The organism is Streptomyces sp. BR1 (genome assembly GCF_052373795.1).
In the GTDB taxonomy this organism is placed as follows: domain Bacteria; phylum Actinomycetota; class Actinomycetes; order Streptomycetales; family Streptomycetaceae; genus Streptomyces.
On sequence record NZ_CM126252.1, the window covers coordinates 5,078,184 to 5,097,177 of the forward strand.

Sequence of the window (18,994 nt, forward strand, 5' to 3'; positions counted from 1 at the left end):
TTTTCGAGGTACGCGGCCCGGCTGCCGTCGCTCTCAGTAGCGGCGCAGCCGGTTGGCGATGGCGTGCCCGGCGAAGAGGTACACCACGGCGGCCAGGCCGTAGCCCGCCACGACCCGCGCCCACGCGTCCTGGAAGGTGAACAGGTCGTACGACCAGGCGGCCAGCCAGCGGGCCGTGTGCTGGGTGAAGGACACCAGGTCGTTGGCCCGGTTGGCGTCCAGCAGATACATCAGGATCCACAGGCCGATGATGAAGGCCATGACGTCCGCGATGACGATGACGACCCTGGCGGCCTCGTTCGTGCCGCTGTAATGGCGAGGAGACATACGGGACGAGTAGCCGCATCGCGCTGCGTGAAACCCGTACGGAGCGGTGCGTGGTGGTGCGTGGTGGTGCGGGGAACCCGTACGGAGTCGCCCGGGTGGCGCAGCGCCGGGGGCCGGGTGAGGCTGCCAGCGAGGCCGAACATCCCACCCGGAGGTCCATCGTGCCCAGTACGCTCCCGATCCGCCGCATAGTCGTGGCGGTCGTCCTGTCCAGCACCGTCCTGGTGTCGACGACCGCCTGTGGTGGCGAGACCAAGAACAACCAGGCCAGTCTCACCGCGGCGGAGAGCAGCGCGTCGCCGACCAGTTCCGCCGAGCGCCAGAGACTCGCGAAGACCCGGTTCGTGGCGAACGCGGGGCTCGCGGCGGGCGCGGCGTATCAGTGGATCGTGAAGCCGTTCAAGGCGGGGAAGTTCAAGAAGGGGACGAAGGGGCGGACCGTCGCTCTCGTGAAGGCGGGTGTCGCGGGCGCGTTCACGTACAACCGGCTGAAGGCGGCCGTGCGTAACGCCGAAGGCGATCCGTTGCTGTCGAAGGCGCTTGCGCCGCTGTCGTCCGGTATCGACTCGCTGAAGAATCTGCCCGGGAAGTTGCGGAAGGGGGATGCGACGGATGCGGATGTGGGGTCGTTCGAGAATGTGATCAACGGGGTTAAGGGGGCCGGTAAGTCTGCCGGGGCGCCCGTGACGGATCAGGTTCCTACTGCCAGTCAGCTGAACGGCGGGTAGTTGGGACGCTGCGGGCCGGTGGGGGTTGCTCGCGCCCACGCGGCGGAGCCGCAAATGTCACAGCCCCGCGCCCCTAAGGGCAGGCATCAGGTGTTCAGCTCTGCCAATGCCCTCAGCGTTTTGTGGTCCGGTGACGTGACCAGGAGGTCCGTTACCGGGCCCTTTCGCCACAACTCCAGGCGTTCCGCCATCCGTTGGCGCGGGCCGATCAGCGAGATCTCGTCCGCGAACGCATCGGGCACCGCCCGTATCGCTTCCTCTCGGTGGCCCTCCGCGAAGAGGTGTTGGATTCGGTGGGCCGCCTCCTCGTAGCCCATTCTCGCCATCAGGTCCGCGTGGAAGTTGCGGGCCGTGTGGCCCATTCCGCCTATGTAGAAGCCGAGCATCGCCTTCACCGGAAGCAGGCCCTCCGCCACGTCGTCGCAGAGTTGCGCCCGGACCATCGGAGCCACCACGAAGTCCTCGCGGAGGTCGCCGAGGGACGCCTCGTACACGTCGAGGCGGGTCGGGGACCAGTACAGGGGGAGCCAGCCGTCCGCGATTCTGGTCGTCTGGGCGATGTTCTTGGGGCCCTCGGCGCCGAGCAGCAGCGGCAGGTCCGGCCGCAGCGGGTGGGTGATGGGCTTGAGGGGTTTGCCGAGGCCCGTGCCGTCGGGGCCCCGGTAGGGGTGCGGGTGGAAGCGGCCGTCGAGTTCAACGGGGCCGCCGCGCCGCAGCACTTGGCGTATGACGTCCACGTACTCCCGTGTCGCCGTCAGCGGGCTCGACGGGAACGGGCGGCCGTACCACCCCTCCACCACCTGCGGTCCCGAGAGCCCCAGGCCGAGCGACATGCGGCCGCCGGAGAGGTGGTCGAGGGTGAGCGCGTGCATCGCGGTCGCCGTCGGGGTGCGGGCCGCCATCTGCGCCACCGCCGTGCCCAGGCGGATACGCGAGGTGTGCGCGGCGATCCAGGTGAGGGGGGTGAAGGCGTCCGAGCCCCATGCCTCCGCCGTCCAGACCGAGTCGTAGCCGAGTCGTTCCGCCTCTTGGGCCAGTTCCAGATGGGACGGGTTGGGGCCGCGCCCCCAGTAGCCGAGTGCGAGTCCTAGCCGCATGTCGACGCCCCCTGGGGTCAGTGGATCTGACGGGGCGTCAGAGTACGGCAACGGCCCCCCGCCCGGAAGGGCGAGGGGCCGTCGTGTGACGTGCGGGGCGTCATCCGCGCTGGATGCCGGTGGTGTCCTGGAGGACACCGCGGCGGCCGTCCTGCGTCTGCGCGACCAGGGCCGCGCCGCGCTGCTCGACGGCCAGGTACCAGGTGCCGGGCGCGAGTTCCGCGATCGGCGTCGGGGAGCCGTCCTCCGCGTACAGCGGACGGGCCACCGGGACCGCGAACCAGAACGGGGCGAAGTCCCCGGCGGGAGCGGCGGCCGCGGCGGGCTGCTGCTGGGCGGCGGCGGGCGCCGGCGCCGGGGTCTGGCCGCCCTGGCTGGGCTGACCGGCGACCGGCTGGGCGCCGAACGGCTGCTGCTGGGCACCGGCCGGGTAGCCGTAGCCGCCCGCGGGCTGCTGGGCACCGTAGGGCTGCGCGCCGTACGGCTGGGCGACGGCCGGGCTCGGGGCGCCCATCAGCGGGGCCTTGAGCGGCGCGACCAGCGGGCTGGCCACGGCGCCACCGGCGAGCACGAGCGCCGCGATCAGGCCGAGGATCATGCCGGCGCCGGCGCTGTTCATGTCGACGATGGTCCAGAACGCGGTCCACGCCGAGAAGATCGTGAACGCGGTGCCGAACTGGCCCAGGTCGAGCCCGGCGATCTTCTTCGGCTGCGGCAGCGCGCGGGCCACGACGATGAGGGCCGCCCCGATGATGCCGGCCAGGAACATGCTCATCAGCAGGCCCAGCGCGTCCCACGCGTTAGGTACGTTGACCTTGGAGCAGAACGAGCCGACGCACGAATTGTCGATCGAGTAGAGATCGAGGAACGAGGCGATGAACAGCACCACCGCTGCTCCGATCACCACGCCGTCGCCTCGCGTGAGGGAGCGGATGTTCACGTAAATAGTCCTTTTGGGTCGTCTCGTCGGGGCGGTCGTCGCTGCCGCCGGTGTACGTGCACACGGCGCGAAGCACGGGGGCGGTTCCCCGCCCGGGGGAGAATCTATCGTCTGACCGGGCGGGAAGTCCCCTCGGTAGTCAGACCGTGACCGACCCGCAGCCCGACGACCCGTCGGGAGCGCGTGCTACTTCGTGAGAAAACTGTCGATGCCGTCGGCGATGCCCTGGGCGGCCTTCTGCCGCCAGTCCCCGCTCGTCAGGAGCTTGGCGTCGCCGGAATCCTGCATGTTGCCGCACTCGATGAACACCTTCGGCACGGTCGAGAGATTGAGCCCGCCGAGGTCCTTGCGGACGTCCAACCCGGTGCCGTCGCCGATGTAGTTGGAGGGCGGCATGCCCGTGGCGTGGACGAACTTCCCCGCGATCCTCACACCCAGCTCACGTGACGGGGCCACGATCTGCGCGGTGTTCGCCTTCCCGGCGTCCACGAGCGCGGGCAGGATCACATGGAAGCCGTGGTTCCCCTCGGCCGAGCCGTCGGCGTGCACGGAGACGACCGCGTCCGCCTTCGCCGCGTTCCCGATCCGCGCCCGCTCGTCCACGCACGGGCCCCACGCGTGGTCGTTGTCCTGGGTGTACGTGACGGTCGCGCCCAGCTTCTCCAGGATCGCCCGCAGCCGGTGCGAGACGTCGAGGGTGAACGCGGCCTCGGTGTAGTCGCCGCCGATGGTCTCGGTGCCGGTGGTGTCGCATTCCTTGGTGTTCGTCCCGATATCGACCTGGCGGTTGATCTCGGTCGGGTGCTGGAAGTTCTTCGGGTTGTGCCCGGGGTCGATCACCACGACCTTTCCGGCGAGCGGGCCGGAGAGGGGGCCGACGGGCGGCGCGGACTGGGTGGACGGCGACGGGGCCGCGGCGGTGGCGCCCGGCGGGGTCGCCGTCACGGTCACGGTCGGCGTCCTCCCCCCGGCCGGCCGCTTGTCGTCCGTGGAGGTGTGCCCCACGGACCGGCTCGGCAGCGGCAGCACCTTCGCCTTGTCGTCGTGGCCGCCGGATCCGTCCATGGCCTGCCACACCAGCCACCCGGCCAGACAGGTCGGGACCAGCGCGGCGGTGGCGATGACGAGGTTGCCGCGCAGGCGTCGCCGGCGGCCGGGCGTGGGGGACTCGCTGTCGTACGACACCCTGCGATGCTAGGGCCTGTCCGGTGGATCTGGCCTGGGACGCGCGGCTCTGGCACGCACATCTGCCGCGTTGTCGTCGGTTGCCGACTCCCCCAAGTTCTCGGCTCCGCTCGAACATGGGGCACCCCCATCGCGTCGCCGCCCTCCTCCGCCTTGCAGCTGCACGCACCAGACCCCCGCTCACCAGCACCGAAAACGTATTCCGGGCCGAGGGCGGCCAGATCCACCGGACAGGCCCTAGCCGGGACGGCCGCGCGGGGCGGTCACTCCGCGTGCGGCGAAGGGGCGCATCGCGGAGTGCGCCGGGGAACGAGCCGCGGAGTGCGCCGCGGCGTCACACTCCCGCGCGCGTGCGGCGCAGGACGCGCAGCGAGTCCGTCGCCGAGACCTCGGTGAACGCGCCGGACGCGAGGGCCCGCAGATAGACGCGGTACGGCGCCTGGCCGGTGAACTCGTCGACCGGGTCCGGGAAGACATCGTGGATCACCAGGAGCCCACCCTCGGCGACGTGCGGCGCCCACCCCTCGTAATCCGCGTTCGCGTGCTCGTCGGTGTGCCCGCCGTCGATGAAGACGAGCCCGACCTCGCCGCCCCACACCCGCGCGACCTGCGGCGACCGTCCGACGACGGCGATGACGTGGTCTTCGAGGCCCGCCTTGTGCAGGGTGCGGCGGAAGGTGGGCAGCGTGTCCATCAGGCCGACCTCGGGGTCGACGGTCTCCGGGTCGTGGTACTCCCACCCGGGCTGCTGCTCCTCGCTGCCCCGGTGGTGGTCGACGGTGACGGCGACGGTCCCGGCCGCGCGGGCGGCGTCGGCCAGCAGGAGCGTGGAGCGCCCGCAGTAGGTGCCGACCTCAAGGAGCGGCAGCCCGAGCGCCCCGGCTTCCACCGCCGCGTCGTACAGCGCCAGACCTTCGCGTACGGGCATGAAGCCCTTGGCGGCCTCGAAGGCGGCGAGTATCTCCGGCTTGGGTGTCGCCATGGCAGGGCTCCCGGGAGTCGTACGTGGGTGGTCACCACATACGTGAGGCGAATGTGGCTGGGCGCCACATGCTAATCCCCGCGCCCGTTTCCGGTGTCTGTGATCCCCTTCTCATCTGACCTTCCGTCAGATTGGAACGTGTTCTAGTCTGTCGCCGTTCCATCGGCGGCCGGGCGGCGGGGGAGTGCGCATGGGCATCGGGATCACGCGGGAGCAGCGGGAACTGGCCGAGGCCGTGCGCGGCTGGCTGGCCCGGGCCGTACCGGTCGAGGAGGTGCGCAAGCTGCTCGACGCACCCGCCGGAGCCGCCTCGCGGCCGCCCTACTGGGACGCGCTGGCCGAGCAGGGGCTGCTCGGTGTCCATCTCGGTGAGCGGCACGGCGGCGGGGGTCTGGTGGAGCTGGCCGTGGTCCTGGAGGAGGCCGGGCGGGGTGCGCTGCCGGGGCCGTATCTCCCCGGGGTGCTCGCGGCGGCGGTTCTGGAGCGGGCCGGGCGCGACGTACTGACGGACGCGATCGCGACCGGGGCTCGTACCGCCGCCGTGGCACTCGGCGCCGGAACCCTGACCGCCGAGCCCGTCGCGGACGGCTTACGGCTCGACGGGATCGCGCCGCCCGTCCTCGCCGGTGGGCAGGCGGATCTGCTGCTCCTGTCTGCCGCGCGCGACGACGGCACGGTGTGGCTGGCGGTGGACGCGGCCGCGCTCGACATCCGGACCCACGACAGCGCCGACCCCACCCGCCCCACCGCCGAGATCGCGGCGCGGGGTGCGGTGGTCCCCGCCGAGCGGGTGCTGGCGGTGGACGACGATCTCGTACGGGATCTGGCGGCCGTGCTGTTCGCCGCCGAGGCGTGCGGCACGGCGGCGTGGGCGCTGGACACCGCAGTGCAACACGCCAAGGTGCGCGAGCAGTTCGGGCGGCCGATCGGGAAGTTCCAGGCGGTCAAGCACCTCTGCGCCGACATGCTGGTCCGGCTCGAACAGTCCCGTGCGCTGGTGTGGGACGCGGCGCGGGCGGCGGACTCGGACACCGGCGTACGGGGGTTGGTCGCCGCGCTCGCGGCCGCCACCGCCCTGGACACCGCGCTCTCCTGCGCCAAGGACTGCATACAGATCCTCGGCGGGATCGGCTTCACCTGGGAGCACGACGCGCACCTCCATCTGCGCCGCGCCCTGGCCGCACGCCAGTTGCTCGGTGCCGGGGACGCGCACCGGCAGCGGGCCGTCCGGCTCGCCCGGGCCGGGGCGCGCCGGGCGCTGCGGATGGAGCTGCCCGAGCGGGCGCGGGCGTACCGGGACGCGGCGCGGGAGGCGGCCGAGTCCGTACGCGGCCTCGACCCGGCGGCGGCCCGCCGTGCCCTCGCCCCCACCGGGTACGCGGCGCCGCATCTGCCCGCGCCCTATGGCCTCGGCGCGGATCCGGTCCACCAGCTGGTCGTGCAGGAGGAGTTCGCGAGGGCCGGGGTGGTGGTGGCCGAGCTGGGGATCGGGACCTGGGTGGTGCCGTCGCTGCTCGCCCACGGCACGCCCGCGCAGCAGGAGCGTTACCTCCCGCCGACTCTGCGCGGCGATCTGCTCTGGTGCCAGCTGTTCTCGGAGCCGGAGGCCGGGTCGGACCTGGCGTCGCTGCGTACGCGGGCCGAGCGTACGGAGGAGGGCTGGCGGATCACCGGCCAGAAGGTGTGGACGAGCGCGGCGCAGTGGGCGGACCACGGCATCCTGCTGGCGAGGACCGATGCTGGGGCCGCGAAGCACGAGGGCCTGACGTACTTCCTTGTCGACATGAAGAACACTCCCGGGATCGACATCCGCCCCCTCCGTGAACTCACCGGCGACTCCCTCTTCAACGAGGTGTACTTCGACGGGGCGCTGCTGCCGCACGACGCGGTCGTCGGCGAGGTGGGCGGCGGCTGGCGGGTCGCGCGCAACACGCTCGGCAATGAACGCGTCCATATGGCGGACCAGTTGACGTTCGACACGGGCCTGGAGGCGCTGCTCGCCTCGTCCGGCGACCTCGACGGCTCGTATCGCGCCCGGATCGGTGCGCTGGCCGCCGAGGCGCACGCGCTCGCCTGTATCGGGCTGCGGACGACCATGCGGCAGGTGTCGGGTCTGGAGCCGGGGGCGGGCGCGAGCGTACGGAAGCTGGTGCAGACCGTTCACCAGCAGAAGGTGGCCGAGCTCGCCCTCGAACTCCTTGGCCCGGCAGGCGCGGTGGCCGAGGGCGCGGGCGAGCGGGCGATCCACGGCTTCCTCATGTCCCGCTGCCTGACCATCGCGGGCGGCACCACCCAGGTCCAGCTGAACGTCGTGGCCGAACGGATCCTCGGTCTGCCGAGGGACTAAGGAGTACTGCGGTGAAGAGCTTTGTGGTCGGTGTGGGCATGACGAAGTTCGAGAAGCCCGAGTCGCGGGAGTGGCAGTACTGGGACATGGCGCGGGAAGCGGGCACCAAGGCGCTCGCCGACGCGCGGATCTCGTACGGGCAGGTGGAGCAGGTGCTGGCGGGCTACTGCTTCCAGCCGTCGACGGCGGGTCAACGGGCGGCGTACGAACTGGGTTTGACCGGAATCCCTATCCACAACGTCAACAACAACTGCGCCACGGGTGCGAGCGCGCTGATGCTGGCGCGGCAGCTGGTGGAGGGCGGGGTGAGCGAGTGCGTGCTGGCGCTGGGGTTCGAGAAGATGAAGCGGGGTGCGCTGGGCGGGGGCGCGGACGGCTCCGACTTCTCGACGTCGCCGGTGGCACGCCACTACGCGGTGATGGCCGCCGCCCACGGCTTCGAGATGAGCCCGCCCACCGCCCAGATCTTCGGCGACGCGGCGCGTGAGCACATGGAGCTGTACGGGACCACTGCGGCGCAGCTCGCGGCGGTCGGCGCCAAGAACCACCGGCATTCGGTGAACAATCCCCACGCGCAGTTCCAGTGGGAGTGTTCGGTGGCCGAGGTGCTTGCGGCGCCGGTGGCCCACCGCCCGCTGACGAAGTTCCAGTGCTCTCCGACTTCGGACGGCTCGGCGGCCGCCGTGGTCGTCTCCGAACGCTTCGCCGACGCGCATGGTCTGGCCGACCGGGCCGTGGAGATCGTCGCCCAGGCGATGACGACGGACACGGAGGAGTCGTTCGCGTCGGGGCGGTGCATCGATGTGGTGGGGGTGGGGATGACGCGCGCCGCCGCGCAGGCGGTGTACTCCCGAGCGGGTCTCGATATCTCGGACGTCGATGTGATCGAGCTGCACGACTGCTTCTCGATCAACGAGCTGCTGACGTACGAGGCGCTCGGGATGTGCGGGGAGGGGGAGTCGGGGAAGCTGGTGGAGTCGGGGGCGACGACGTATGGCGGCCGGTGGGTGGTGAACCCTTCGGGCGGCCTCATCTCCAAGGGCCATCCGCTGGGCGCGACGGGTTTGGCGCAGGTGGCGGAGGTGGTGTGGCAGCTGCGGGGGGAGGCGGGGGTGCGGCAGGTGCGGGGCGCGGGGGTCGGGCTTACGCACAACATCGGCTTGGGCGGAGCGGCGGTGCTGACGCTCCTGCGTAGGTAGCCCACCCCGCCCCTTCCCGAAACTCTCCGAGGGATCTCTTCAGCTGCGGACCGTGCCGGGTTGCTCGCGCAGTTCCCCGCGCCCCTGAATACCTGGGGGCGCGGGGAACTGCGCGCTCAGCCCCCACCGGCCCGCAGGCGACGAACTCGGCGGCCCGCCAAGGGCTTTCGGGAAGGGGCGGGGTGGGGAAAGTTGCCCCCGGCTGCGAGCATGGCGCGCATGGTCCAAGCGTCCGTAGACACCGAGATACCCACCCGCACACCCGCCGCCCGAACCTGGCTCGTACTCCTCGCCGCCTGCGCCGGGCAATTCCTCGTCGTCCTCGATGTGTCCGTCGTCAACGTCGCTCTCCCCTCCATGCGGACCGGCCTGGGGATGACCCCGGCCGGGCTGCAGTGGGTGGTCAACGCCTACTCCATCGCGTACGCCGGGTTCATGCTCCTCGGCGGCCGCGCCGGGGACCTGTTCGGGCGCAAGCGCATGTTCCTCGTCGGGCTCGGCCTGTTCACCGCCGCCAGCCTCGCCGGCGGGCTCGCGCAGGAGGGGTGGCAGCTGCTGCTCGCGCGCGGCGTACAGGGCCTCGGCGCCGCCGTCCTCGCGCCGTCCACGCTCACCATCCTCACCGCCGCCGTCCCCGAAGGCGCCGCCCGCACCCGGGCCATAGGGACCTGGGCGGCGGTCGGCGCGGGCGGCGGCGCGGCGGGCGGGCTCGTCGGTGGCGTACTGACCGACACCCTGTCCTGGCGCTGGGTCCTGCTCATCAACGTGCCCATCGGCGCCCTCGTCCTCACCGGCGCCGCGCTGTGGATCACGGAGAGCCGCGCCGGTGCCCACCACCGCCTCGACTTCCCCGGCGCCGTCCTCGTCACCGGCGGCCTCGCCGTCCTCGCGTACGGGATCGTGCAGACCGAACAGGCGGGCTGGACCGCGCCCGAGACGCTGGCCCCGCTGTTCGGCGGGCTCGCGCTGCTGGGCGCGTTCCTGGTGGTGGAGGCGCGCGCGGCGGCACCGCTGATGCCGCTGCGGCTGCTACGTATCAGAGCGGTCTCGTCCGCCAACGTCGTGATGTTCGCCTGCGGTTCGGCGACCTTCTGCACCTGGTACTTCATGACGCTGTACGCCCAGAACGTCCTCGGCTACACCCCGCTCGGCGCCGGATGCGCCCTGATTCCCAGCTCGTTGAGCATCGTCCTCGGCGCGAAGCTCGCCCCGCGCCTGATGCCGGTGACCGGTACGCGCAACCTCACCGTCATCGCCCTGCTGATCGCCGCCGCCGGGTTCGGCTGGCAGTCCACGATGCAGGCGGGCGACCCGTACTGGATGTCGATCCTGGTGCCGGGCATCTTGATGATGACGGGCGCCGGGCTCGCCACCACCCCGCTCGCCGCCCTCGCCACCTCCGGCGCGGCGCCCGGTGAGGCCGGACTGGTCTCCGGGCTCGTCAACACCTCCCGCACGATGGGCGGCGCGCTCGGCCTCGCCACCCTGTCGACGGCCGCGGCCGCCCGCACCGGCTCCTCGCTCACCCCCGACGCCCTCACCGACGGCTACGCCCTCGCCTTCCGCACCGGCGGATTCGTGCTGATGGCGAGCATGGTGGTGGCGCTGGTATGGCTGCCGAGGAGCACGGCCCGCAAGCCGTAAGGGCTACAGCCAACCCTGCTGCCTCGCCGCCCGCACCGCCTCCATGCGGTTGCGCGTCTGGGTCTTGCCGATCGCCGACGACAGGTAGTTGCGTACCGTCGACTCCGACAGATGCAGCTTGCCCGCGATGTCGGCGACGGTCGCGCCGTCCACCGACGCGTTCAGGACGTCCACCTCGCGGGCGGTGAGCGGGTTGGCGCCCGCGCTCAGGGCAGCGGCGGCGAGCGCCGGGTCGATGACGGTCTCGCCGCGCAGGGCCCGGCGGATCGCCTCGGCCAGGTCCTCCACCGGCCCGTCCTTGACGAGGAACCCGGCCGCGCCCGCCTCCATGGCCCGGCGCAGATACCCGGGCCGCCCGAACGTGGTGAGGATCAGCACCCGGCAGTCGGGGCATTCCTCGCGCAGCTGCGCCGCCGCGTCCAGGCCGCTCAGGCCCGGGAGTTCGATGTCGAGGAGGGCGACGTCGGGACGGGCGGTGAGCGCCGTCTCGACGATCTTGTCGCCCGCCGCGACCTGGGCGACGACCTCCATGTCCTCCTCAAGCCCGAGCAGCAGGGCGAGAGCACCGCGCATCATGCCCTGGTCCTCGGCGAGCAGGACTCTGATCATGCCGTTCACCCCATCATCCCCAGGGGACCGTCATCCCCGTGCGGCCCCGTGTCCCGTCTCCAGCTCGGCTTCGAGCTCGGCGTCGAGCGGGTCCACCGGGAGTTCGGCGGCGACCTGGAAGCCGCCGCGCGGTCCGGGGCCCGCGTCGAGGGAGCCGCCGGCCGCCGCGAGGCGTTCGGTGAGACCCTTCAGGCCCGTACCGCCGATCAGTGGAGCGGTGGTGGCGGGCTGTTGGGATGGTACGCCGCGTCCGTTGTCCGTGATCTTCAGCCGTACGCGTTCGGGCGCGCCGTCGACCACGATCTCGCACTTGGTCGCGCCGCTGTGCCGTACGACGTTGGTCACCGCCTCCCGTACGACCCAGCCGAGCAGTGCTTCTGTCTGCTTGGCCAGCGGCGGGCCCGACTGGCGCACGACGGGGGCGATGTCGGCCGCGATGAGCGCCGAGCGGGCCCGGTCGAGTTCGGTGCCGAGGCTCCCCTCGCGGTAGCCGGTGACCGCCTCGCGGATCTCGGTGAGCGCCTGGCGGCCGACCGACTCGATGTCGGCGACCTGGCCGAGCGCCGCCTCCAGGTCGCGCGGGGCGAGGCGGCGGGCCGCCTCCGACTTCACCACGATCACCGAGAGGGTGTGGCCGAGCAGGTCGTGCAGGTCGCGGGAGAAGCGGAGACGTTCCTTCTCCACCGCCGCGCGGGCCAGCTCCTGCCGGGTGTCGCGCAGTTCGCGCACGGTCTGGGAGAGCGAGAGGACCGCCGCCGTCACCATTCCGGACAGGAACGTCCCGTACGCGATGGTCACGTCGCCCCACGGGTCACCCGTGCGGATGCCGGAGATCGAGCTCACCGAGACGGTCAGCAGGACCATCACGACGCTGAGCCGCCGGTTGCGCAGCACCGCGCCGCAGGCGAGCGCGAGCAGCGGGAAGAAGAGCAGCCAGGTGCCGCCGTAGCCGAGCGCGAGGCCGTACGTGACGGCGCCCATCGCGGCGAGGGCCGCGTAGGTCTGCCGGGTCTCGCGCCGTTCCTTGTCGAAGGCGCGGAAGACGACCGAGATGTAGAGGGAGTTGAAGGCGAGCAGGCCCGCGCCGCCGATCCACGGGTTCGGGGTCTCGCCGCTGACCAGGTTGGAGAACGAGCCGAGGCCCATCAGCAGCCAGGGCAGCATCGCGTAGCCGTTGGCCGGGGGGCCCGCGAGATCGTCGTCCCGGCGGCACTCGCCCTTGCGGCGCCTGGGCGCTCGCTCCGGCAGCTCCGGCAGTCTCGGCAGTCCCGGCAGGAGTTTCGCCACTGTCTTCTTCTCCCCGTTCATTGGCTCATACCGTCCTTGCGGACCGTCGGTAGGAGAACACGGCGTACGAGCCGAACGCCAGCAGCCAGCCGCCGAGCACCGCGACCGTTACCGCGCCGGGCGCGGAGCCGTGCGAGACGGCCCAGCCGAGGTCGGCGAACCGGTGGGTCGGGGTGTACCGGGCGAGGGAGGCGAGCCAGCCGGGGAAGGCGTCGACCGGGAACCACAGTCCGCCGATCACCGCGAGCCCCACCAGACACGCCGGGTTGATCACGCCCACGGCCTGCGGGGTGAGCCGGTAGCCGTTGCCGAGCCCGAGGAAGGTGAAGGGCAGGGCGCCGATCCAGAGCAGCGCCGTGAGCGCCGCCCACTGCCACAGCGCCAGGTGTACGCCGTTGACGAACGCGCCCGCGGCGAACACCGCGGCGATCGCGGGCAGCACGGTCGCGGAGGCGCTGATCGCCCGGCCGGTCACCACCCGGGAGGGGGCGATCGGGGTGATCCGCAGCTGCCGCAGCCAGCCGAAGTGCTTGTCGGCCGCGACGCCCGCGGCGCCGTTCAGGGACGCGCCGAGCGCGCCGTACGCCGCCATCCCGACCATCGACGCGACCTTCCAGTCGGCCGAATCGCCGCCCCCCGAGCCGATGTTGGTGAAGAGCAGATACATCAGCACGGGCATGCCGATGCCGAAGACGACGAACGAGGTATCGCGGAAGGTCCGCCGCACTTCGAGCAGGATGTAGTCGAGCATGGGACGGTCTCGCTTTCAGACTTGCGTACGCGGAGCGGTTCAGACGCGGAACAGGAGGGGCGGCAGGCGGCGCAGCGAGTCGGAGTCGAACTCCGAGGTGAGCGAGAGGAACGCGTCCTCCAGGCTCGCCGGGGCCACTTCGAGGTTGCGTATCGCGCCGAGGCGCGCCAGCTCCACGACCGTGGCGTCCGAGTCGTCCGTACGCAGCAGGGCGCGGTCGCCGCGCACCTCCACGCTGACCACGCCGGGCAGCGTCGGCAGATGCGCGCCGGATCCGCCCGCCAGGTCGAAGGAGACCAGGCTGCCGCCCGCCGCCCGCTTGATCCGCTCGCCGGGGCCGTCGGCGACGATCTGGCCCTGGTCGATGACCACGATCCGGTCGGCGTTGTCGTCCGCCTCCTCCAGGTAGTGGGTGGAGAACAGCACGGTGTTGCCCCGGGCCGCGTACGCCCGCATCGACTCCCAGAACGCTCGGCGCGCCTCCACGTCGAGCGCGGCGGTCGGCTCGTCCAGGACCAGCAGGGCGGGCGATCCGGCGAGCGCCACCGCGAAGCGGACGCGCTGGGCCTGGCCGCCGGAGAGCCGGTCGACCCGGCGGTCCGCGGACTCGGTGAGCCCCGCGAGCGCGAGCGCCTCGTCCACGGGCATCGGCTCGGGGTAGGTCGAGGCGACGAACGTGACGAGCTCTCTGACGGTGACGCGGGGGATGGGCTGGCCCTCCTGGAGCATCGCGCCCACCAGGCCGGCGCGTACGGCCTCCTCCGGCGTGCGGCCGAAGAGTCTCACCTCGCCCGCGTCGGGCTCGTCGAGCCCGAGCAGCAGGCCGATCGTGGTCGACTTGCCGGCGCCGTTGCGGCCGAGCAGGGCGACGGTTTCGCCCCTGCGGATGTCGAGGTCCATGCCGTCGACGGCCCGCACGGGGCCGAATGCCTTCGCCACGGCGGTGACGGTGACCGCGCGGTGTGATGTCTGCGTCATGCTTATGACCGTACGAAGTGGGCCTCCCTGCCGGGCAGAGGTTCTTGTACGGGGTTCCGTGGGACAAATGTCCCAGTGCGCTGTTTGCTGCGGACCGTGCTGGGTTGCTCGCGCAGTTCCCCGCGCCCCCGAAGACGAAAGACGGCCGTCGTTGCGCTGCGGGCCGTGCGTGGCTTGTCGCGCCCACGCGGCGGAGCCGCAAATGTCACAGCCCCGCGCCCCTGAAAGGCAACCGACCTGACGTGGCGTCAGAAGTGTTCCCAATCCCGGGGTGCTGCGTTATACATGGGAGCCATCGAGCCCTAGAACGCGTTCTAGAACCGGCCCGGGGTCGGTCCCCGTACGGCCTCGGTGCGGTCGACGGTGCGGACGGTCGCGCCGAGGTCTTTTCACCTCCAAGGAGCAGCCCGGTATGCCCATCGACGCAGCGCAGGCGCTCGCCGCCGAGCCCCGGTCCACCGAGATCGCCTGGGAGCACAAGGACGTTCAGCTGTATCACTTGGGGCTGGGTGCGGGTGTGCCTGCCACCGATCCCGACGAGCTGCGCTACACGTTGGAGTCCCGGCTGCATGTGCTGCCCTCCTTCGCCACCGTCGCGGGTGCCGGGATGGGTGTGGTCGGTGGGCTGTCGGCGCCCGGTATCGACGTCGACCTCGCGGCCGTTCTGCATGGCGGCCAAGGAATCACGCTGCACCGGCCGATTCCCGTACGCGGACGGGCCGTCTCCACCTCCAAAGTGGCCGCCGTCCACGACAAGGGCAAGGCCGCGATCCTGGTGCTGCGTACCGAAGTCGCCGACGGGGACGGGCCGTTGTGGACCAGCGACGCCCAGATCTTCGTGCGCGGCGAGGGCGGGTTCGGCGGGGATCGAGGGCCCTCCGCGCGCGTCGAGCAGCCCGAACGCGCGCCCGACCGTACCGTCGAGCGGGCCGTCCGCGAGGACCAGGCGCTGCTCTACCGGCTCTCCGGCGACTGGAACCCGCTCCACGCCGACCCCGACTTCGCCAAGCTCGCCGGGTTCGACCGCCCGATCCTGCACGGGCTCTGCACGTACGGCATGACGCTGAAGGCCGTCGTCGACACGCTGCTCGACGGCGAGGTGGGCCGCGTCCGCTCGTACACCACCCGGTTCACCGGGGTCGTCTTCCCCGGCGAGACCCTGCGCGTACGGATGTGGCAGGAGCAGGGCCGCGTCCACGTGTCGGTGACGGCCGTCGAGCGGGACGACGCGCCGGTGCTCTCCGACACGGTCGTCGAACACATCTGAACCGCCTCACGCACGGGTCAGTCATCAGAGGGGAGCCGCACCATGCGCGCAGCCGTACTGCACGAGATCGGCCAGGACAAACTCGATGTGCTCGACGACGTCGAGGCGGTGGGCTTCGGCCCGGGCAAGGTGAAGATCCGGATCCGGGCCACCGGCCTGTGCCACTCCGACATCTCCGCGATGAACGGCGTGCTGCCGCAGCCCGCGCCGTTCGTGCCCGGGCACGAGGGCTCGGGCGACATCCTCGACGTCGGCGACGGCGTCACCGGGCTCGCCGTCGGCGACCGGGTGCTGGTGTCCTGGCTGCCCGCGTGCGGCAGCTGCCCGTCCTGCAAACGCGGCCAGACCCAGCTCTGCCTCGCCTCGCTGATGAACGCGGGCACCCCCAACTTCAAGCGCCCCGGCGGCGATGTGTTCGGCTTCGCGGGTACGGGGACGTTCACCGAGGAGGTCGTGGTCGACGCCGGATGCGCGGTCCCGATCCCCGAGGACGTTCCGTACGAGATCGCCGCGCTCGTCGGGTGCGGGGTGACCACCGGGCTCGGCGCGGCCATCAACACCGCGCAGGTGGCGGCCGGTTCGTCGGTCGCCGTCATCGGCTGCGGCGGGGTCGGCATCTCGGCGATCCAGGGGGCGAAGGTGCAGGGCGCGGCGCAGATCGTGGCCGTCGACCCGGTGGCGTCCCGGCGCGAGGCGGCCCTCGCCTTCGGCGCGACCGAAGCCCTCTCGCCGAGCGAACTCGACGACGCCAAGGCGCGGATCACCTCCGGCGAGGGCTTCGACTACGTCTTCGAGGTCGTCGGCAAGTCCGCCACCGCCCGCACCGCCTATGACGCCACCCGGCGCGGCGGCACCCTGTGCGTGGTCGGCGCGGGTGCCATGGACGACTTCTTCCAGCTCAACATGTTCGAGCTGTTCTTCGACGAGAAGCGGATCCTGCCGTCGATGTACGGCGGCGGCGATGTGCTGCGCTCCTACGAGCGGGCCATCGCGCTGTGGCGGGCGGGCCGGATCGACCTGGAGCGCCTGATCACCCACCGGGTGCCGCTGGCCGCGGTCAACGACGCGCTCGACCAGATGCGTACGGGCGAGGCCCTGCGTACGTGCATCACCCTCTGATCCTTCCGATCCGAAAGGACGCGGTCGATCGATGGCACTGCCACTTGAAGGGCTCGGCGCGATCGTCACCGGCGCCGGGCGGGGTCTGGGCCGGGCCGAGGCGCTCGAACTCGCCCGGCTCGGCGCGTCCGTGGTCGTCAACGACTTCGGGCAGCCGGGCCGGGACGGCTCCGGCGAGGCGTCGGCCGCCCCCGCCGAGGAGGTCGCCGCCGAGATCCGCGCGACGGGCGGCTCGGCCGTCGCCCACACGGGAGACGTCGCCGACCACCAACAGGCGCGCGAACTGGTCGAGTTGGCGATCAGGACCTACGGAAAACTGGACATCCTGGTCAACAACGCGGGCATCCTGCGGGACCGGATGATCTTCTCGATGAGCGAGTCCGAGTGGGACTCGGTGATCCACGTCCACCTCAAGGGCCACTTCAACACCACCCACTTCGCGGCCGCGCACTGGCGCGAGCGCTCCAAGGCGGCGGGCGGGCCGGTCTACGGCCGGATCGTCAACACCTCGTCGGAGGCGTTCCTCGCCGGGTCTGCCGGACAGCCCAACTACGCGGCCGCGAAGGGCGGGATCGTGGGGCTCACCACCTCCACGGCCCTGGCGCTCGCCAAGTACGGGGTGACCGCCAACGCGATCTGCCCCCGGGCCCGGACCCGGATGACCGAGGACGTCTTCGCGGGCTTCGAGGAGCCGGGGGAGGGCCGGCTCGACCCGCTGGCGCCCGAGCACGTCGCCCCGCTCGTCGGCTATCTGGCGTCCCCGGCGGCCGCCCGCGTCAACGGCCAGCTGATGGTGGTGCACGGCGGCATGGTCGCGATCGTGGAACGCCCCAAGGTCGCCGCCAAGTTCGACGCGGCCAAGGAGACCTTCTCGTTCGGCGAACTGGACGAGCTGATCTCGCCGTACTACGCGGAGCGCCCGGAGAACGAGACGTTCGCGGCGGCGGAGGTGCTGGGGCTCAAGCGGAGTTGAGCCCCAGCAGGGGCGCGGGGAACTGCGCGACCAGCCACGCACGGTCCGCAGTCGAACACCGCGCCCCCATCCCGTCAGCCTCGGTCGCCTCCGCTGGCGTCCTTCCGACGGTGACGGCCGTGCGCCTCGGTGGTCGACTCCTCGGTAGAGGCGGCGCCGCCCCGGTGCTTGCCGTGGCCGTCATCGTCCGTCGCCGCGCCAGCGGCCGCCGCGGCGGTCAAAGTCTCGGACATGTGGTGCTGTCACCCCGTTGTAGATCGCCTATTGCGTTCGCCGTGGATTTTAACCAGGCGGCCCCGGCGATGGATCAAGGGCTACGTGCGTCCCGTCAGAGGTGACTGAGCAAGCGGTACGGGTCGGGGGGCCTGCGGCTTCGGTGGTGCGGCGGTGGGGCGCGGTGCGTCCGGGGGTGCCGGGAGCCGGGCGACCGAGCACGCCGCCGTCTCGGTCGAGCACGGCAGCCGCAGCACACCGTCCCGGGTCCACAGGCCCGAGCCCGCCAACCATCCCTCGGGCGCGGCCAGTTGGTGCAGCCGCCGCCCCGCCGGGCGCCACACCCCCAGCCACGTACCGGCCGCCGCGTCGATCCGCAGCGCCACCGCGCAGCTCTCCGGCATCAGGACCTGCCCGGGCTGCACGGCGAACGGCGTGACCGCCGCGTCCGGCAGCCGCAGGCACTCCGGGAACCGCACCGGCAGGGTGGACCCCAGCACGCCCCAGCCGAGCCGGTGGTGGCCCGGGGCGTCCGAGCGGAGCAGCAGCAGCCCGGTGTCCGGGTCGCCGAGCAGCAGCCGGTCCTCGCTCTCCTCGGTGATCTGGAGCAGCGGGGTCACCTCGCCGCCGCGCTCCAGATCCACCGCGACCGTCTTGGTCCGCCCGTCCAGCTCCCGGTCCAGGGCGAGCAGGCGCCCCGTACGGTCCAGCCAGACGCCGCCCGAGCAGCGGCCCTTCACGGTGGCGATCCGCTCCGGGCCGAAGGAGCCGCCCGCCACCAGCCACAGCGCGGTGCTGTCCGGGCCGACCGCGAGGGCATACGCGCAGCTGCCGCCGGGGGACGGGGGCAGCAGCGTGAGGTGCTGCCCGGGCGTGTCGGGGGTGACCGCGCCGAGGGCGAGCTCGCCGGTGCCGGGGCCGGTCGGGTAGAGCAGGGCGAAGGCGTCGCGGTCGGCGACGCGGCGGTGGATCAGGACCCGCCCGTCCGCCATCGGCAGCACCGAGGCGTCGGGCTCCTCGGGCTGGTTGCCGGGCAGCGGCACCGCGTACGGCTCGGGCCCGTCCAGTGTCCACCGCTCCGGGAACCAGCGGTCCCCGGCCCCCTCGCCCCTTACCAGACGGGCCGCGTACGAGCCGTCCGCGGTGATCGTGAACTCCGAGTGCCGGACCGCGCCGTCGCCGGCAGCGGTCTCGATGGCCAAGGCAGTCATGAGATGGCTCACCTCCGGCCCACGAAGCTAGTTTTCGCACTTCCAGCCGAACAACACGAGACGACTCGCTTCACACCAAAGGATGGCCATCGGGCGATTTCGCTGTGAGGCGGGCGGCGGGTGTGCAAGGGGAGGCG

18 protein-coding genes are annotated in these 18,994 nt (G+C 71.9%); 7 read left to right on the top strand and 11 right to left on the bottom strand.

What is annotated here, in order from left to right:
• Positions 1 to 33 precede the first annotated feature (33 nt).
• Positions 34 to 327 carry a hypothetical protein gene (locus tag ACT1U9_RS22070; protein ID WP_444534398.1) on the bottom strand — a complete coding sequence of 98 codons (294 nt, stop codon included), beginning with the start codon at positions 325 to 327 and terminating at the stop codon, positions 34 to 36.
• A gap of 161 nt (positions 328 to 488) precedes the next feature.
• Between ACT1U9_RS22070 and ACT1U9_RS22075 the strand changes: the two genes are divergently transcribed.
• Positions 489 to 1,055: a hypothetical protein gene (locus ACT1U9_RS22075; protein ID WP_444534399.1), complete on the top strand. Its 567-nt coding sequence runs from the start codon at positions 489 to 491 to the stop codon at positions 1,053 to 1,055.
• A gap of 86 nt (positions 1,056 to 1,141) precedes the next feature.
• Here ACT1U9_RS22075 and ACT1U9_RS22080 read toward each other — a convergent pair whose 3' ends face one another.
• The 4 genes from ACT1U9_RS22080 to ACT1U9_RS22095 all read right to left on the bottom strand — a co-directional run bounded on the left by ACT1U9_RS22080 (position 1,142) and on the right by ACT1U9_RS22095 (position 5,259).
• Complete coding sequence (locus tag ACT1U9_RS22080) at positions 1,142 to 2,152, bottom strand: LLM class F420-dependent oxidoreductase (protein ID WP_444534400.1); 1,011 nt, start codon at positions 2,150 to 2,152, stop codon at positions 1,142 to 1,144.
• 100 nt (positions 2,153 to 2,252) lie between these two features.
• Positions 2,253 to 3,092, bottom strand: coding sequence for a DUF5336 domain-containing protein (locus tag ACT1U9_RS22085; protein WP_444534401.1), 840 nt, complete (start codon positions 3,090 to 3,092; stop codon positions 2,253 to 2,255).
• Between the two features lie 186 nt (positions 3,093 to 3,278).
• Positions 3,279 to 4,277, bottom strand: a complete 999-nt coding sequence (locus ACT1U9_RS22090) for an N-acetylmuramoyl-L-alanine amidase (protein ID WP_444534402.1) — start codon at positions 4,275 to 4,277, stop codon at positions 3,279 to 3,281.
• 334 nt (positions 4,278 to 4,611) lie between these two features.
• Entirely contained in the window at positions 4,612 to 5,259 is a 648-nt protein-coding gene (locus ACT1U9_RS22095) for a class I SAM-dependent methyltransferase (RefSeq protein WP_444534403.1), read from the bottom strand.
• Between the two features lie 190 nt (positions 5,260 to 5,449).
• Here ACT1U9_RS22095 and ACT1U9_RS22100 point away from each other — a divergent pair, with 190 nt between their 5' ends.
• The 3 genes from ACT1U9_RS22100 to ACT1U9_RS22110 all read left to right on the top strand — a co-directional run bounded on the left by ACT1U9_RS22100 (position 5,450) and on the right by ACT1U9_RS22110 (position 10,449).
• Complete coding sequence (locus tag ACT1U9_RS22100) at positions 5,450 to 7,606, top strand: acyl-CoA dehydrogenase (protein WP_444534404.1); 2,157 nt, start codon at positions 5,450 to 5,452, stop codon at positions 7,604 to 7,606.
• Positions 7,607 to 7,617: 11 nt separating this feature from the next.
• Entirely contained in the window at positions 7,618 to 8,805 is a 1,188-nt protein-coding gene (locus tag ACT1U9_RS22105; RefSeq protein ID WP_444534405.1) for a lipid-transfer protein, read from the top strand.
• Positions 8,806 to 9,015: 210 nt separating this feature from the next.
• Positions 9,016 to 10,449, top strand: a complete 1,434-nt coding sequence (locus ACT1U9_RS22110; RefSeq protein WP_444534406.1) for an MFS transporter — start codon at positions 9,016 to 9,018, stop codon at positions 10,447 to 10,449.
• Positions 10,450 to 10,452: 3 nt separating this feature from the next.
• Here ACT1U9_RS22110 and ACT1U9_RS22115 read toward each other — a convergent pair whose 3' ends face one another.
• The 4 genes from ACT1U9_RS22115 to ACT1U9_RS22130 form a co-directional block, all read right to left on the bottom strand.
• Positions 10,453 to 11,058 (bottom strand): response regulator, encoded by a 606-nt coding sequence (locus ACT1U9_RS22115; protein WP_444534407.1) that lies wholly within the window; start codon positions 11,056 to 11,058, stop codon positions 10,453 to 10,455.
• 30 nt (positions 11,059 to 11,088) lie between these two features.
• Entirely contained in the window at positions 11,089 to 12,222 is a 1,134-nt protein-coding gene (locus ACT1U9_RS22120; protein ID WP_444539218.1) for a sensor histidine kinase, read from the bottom strand.
• A gap of 148 nt (positions 12,223 to 12,370) precedes the next feature.
• A complete protein-coding gene (locus ACT1U9_RS22125) occupies positions 12,371 to 13,096 on the bottom strand; it encodes an ABC transporter permease (protein ID WP_444534408.1) in 726 nt (241 codons plus the stop codon).
• Between the two features lie 39 nt (positions 13,097 to 13,135).
• The gene (locus tag ACT1U9_RS22130; protein WP_444534409.1) at positions 13,136 to 14,074 is read right to left on the bottom strand and encodes an ABC transporter ATP-binding protein; all 939 of its coding nucleotides are present in this window, start codon (positions 14,072 to 14,074) and stop codon (positions 13,136 to 13,138) included.
• 412 nt (positions 14,075 to 14,486) lie between these two features.
• On the opposite strand from ACT1U9_RS22130, the gene ACT1U9_RS22135 reads away from it, so the two are divergent.
• Genes ACT1U9_RS22135 through ACT1U9_RS22145 form a run of 3 tightly spaced genes read left to right on the top strand, consistent with a single transcriptional unit; the run spans position 14,487 to position 17,433 of the window.
• Positions 14,487 to 15,341, top strand: a complete 855-nt coding sequence (locus tag ACT1U9_RS22135) for a MaoC/PaaZ C-terminal domain-containing protein (protein ID WP_444534410.1) — start codon at positions 14,487 to 14,489, stop codon at positions 15,339 to 15,341.
• A 42-nt stretch (positions 15,342 to 15,383) separates the two neighbouring features.
• Positions 15,384 to 16,460, top strand: a complete 1,077-nt coding sequence (locus ACT1U9_RS22140; RefSeq protein WP_444534411.1) for a Zn-dependent alcohol dehydrogenase — start codon at positions 15,384 to 15,386, stop codon at positions 16,458 to 16,460.
• Positions 16,461 to 16,491: 31 nt separating this feature from the next.
• Positions 16,492 to 17,433 carry a 3-oxoacyl-ACP reductase gene (locus ACT1U9_RS22145; RefSeq protein ID WP_444534412.1) on the top strand — a complete coding sequence of 314 codons (942 nt, stop codon included), beginning with the start codon at positions 16,492 to 16,494 and terminating at the stop codon, positions 17,431 to 17,433.
• A gap of 74 nt (positions 17,434 to 17,507) precedes the next feature.
• Here the strand turns inward: ACT1U9_RS22145 and ACT1U9_RS22150 are convergent, their stop codons facing one another.
• Together ACT1U9_RS22150 and ACT1U9_RS22155 are read right to left on the bottom strand one after the other, a co-directional pair.
• Positions 17,508 to 17,666, bottom strand: coding sequence for a hypothetical protein (locus tag ACT1U9_RS22150; RefSeq protein WP_444534413.1), 159 nt, complete (start codon positions 17,664 to 17,666; stop codon positions 17,508 to 17,510).
• An 81-nt stretch (positions 17,667 to 17,747) separates the two neighbouring features.
• Positions 17,748 to 18,857: a hypothetical protein gene (locus ACT1U9_RS22155; RefSeq protein WP_444534414.1), complete on the bottom strand. Its 1,110-nt coding sequence runs from the start codon at positions 18,855 to 18,857 to the stop codon at positions 17,748 to 17,750.
• Between the last annotated feature and the right edge of the window lie 137 nt (positions 18,858 to 18,994).